1 protein-coding gene is annotated in these 1,710 nt (G+C 76.3%); it reads left to right on the top strand.

The genetic code is table 11. The features are described from left to right. Positions 1–1,577 (top strand): S8 family peptidase (locus ACTUAL_RS12780; RefSeq protein WP_440900388.1); only part of this gene is annotated, 1,577 nt, incomplete at its 5' end. Between the last annotated feature and the right edge of the window lie 133 nt (positions 1,578–1,710).

Here is a 1,710-nt window from a genome sequence, read left to right as displayed (position 1 = left end):
AGACGGGGCGCGAGCTGCGCTACCTGGTGGTCTTCGACCGGGGCACGAGCGAGCCGCTGGCCTCGGCCGAGGTGGGCGCCGCGTGCGGGCGGGTCGAGGCGTACCACCCGCAGATCGCGGTGGCCGTCGCGACCTCGACCGATCCCGGCTTCGGGACCCGGATGGGCGACGACCGGGCGTACAGCGCGCAGGCGGAGGCGGCGAGCCGGACCAAGCGCAAGCCGGACGAGACCGCGCAGCTCAAGTCCGCCGTGCCGGAGACGGGCGACCTGACGGCGCAGCAGTGGGACATGGAGCTGGTCAACGCCGCCGCCGCGCACGCGGTGAGCACCGGCAGCCGCGACGTGGTGGTCGGCGTGCTGGACTCGGGCGTGGACCCGGACCACCCCGACCTGGTCGGTGCGCTGGACCCGGAGCTGTCGGCGGGCTGCACGAGCGGCGTGGCCGACCCGGCGCGGGCGTCCTGGTCGCCGACGACCTCGCCGCACGGCACGCACGTGGCGGGCACGATCGCGGCGGCCGACGACGGGCGGGGCACCACGGGCGTCGCGCCGGGCGTGCGGATCGCGTCGGTGAAGGTCGTGGACGACGACGGGTTCATCTACCCGGAGTACGCGGTGTGCGGGTTCATGTGGGCCGCGACGCGGGGCATGGCCGTCACGAACAACAGCTACTACATCGACCCGTGGGTGTTCACCTGCCGGGACCAGGGCGGCCAGTCCGTGGTGCACGAGGCGGTGCGGCGCGCGGTGGACTACGCGGCGGACCGGGGCGTGCTGAGCGTGGCGGCGGCGGGCAACGAGGGCGCCGACCTGACCAGGCCCGGTCGGGACGCGCTGAGCCCGACGAACGCGGCGGCCAGGCCGAGGCCCGTGGACAGCTCGTGCCTGGTGCTGCCCGCGCAGCTGCGCAACGTGGTGGCGGTGTCGTCGGTGGGCTCGTCGAAGGTGAAGGCCGGGTACAGCTCGTACGGGCTGGGCGCGGTGGACCTGACCGGGCCGGGCGGGGACCGCAAGCAGCCCGCGGACGACGGCGTGCCGGGGTGCGTGCTGTCGACGGTGCCGTCGGGCTACGACTACTCGTGCGGCACGTCGATGGCGGTGCCGCACGTGTCCGGGGTGGCGGCGCTGCTGGCGTCGGGGCACCCGGAGGCCTCGCCCGCCGAGCTGACGAAGATGCTGGGCGAGCAGGCGGAGACGCTGCCGTGCCCGGCGGACTACGACCTGAACGGCACGGGCGCGCAGGACGGCTACTGCACCGGGTACTCCGAGTACAACGGGTTCTACGGGCACGGGCTGGTGGACGCCGAGGCGGCGGTGAGGTCGCCGCTGACCGGGGTCGGCGGGCCCGCGGGCGGCGCCCCTGGGCAGACCGGGTCGGGGCAGGCGGGCTCGGGGCAGGCGGGTTCGGGGTCGGGCCAGGGCGGCTCGGGGCAGGCCGGTGCGGGCCAGGGCGGCTCGGGGCAGGCGGGCTCGGGCGAGTCGGGGCCGGTGCGGGCCGGGGGTTCGGGCGAGCGGACCGAGGCCGGTGGCGCGGGGACCGGGAGCGGGACGGGCAAGGCCGCCACCATCGGGTGAACTATGGCCTGACCGGGGTTCTTCCGGGCCCGCTCACAGCGCGTTCATAGCTTTTCGGCGCACTCTCTGCGCCATGGACGACCCTCCGGACCGCGCGGCGCGCGGCGCCCGCCGGGACGCGGCCCGGCGCCGG

The organism is Actinosynnema sp., assembly GCF_052038725.1.
Note: the sequence above shows the minus strand (reverse complement) of the source record. Positions and strands in the feature narration are given on the sequence as shown.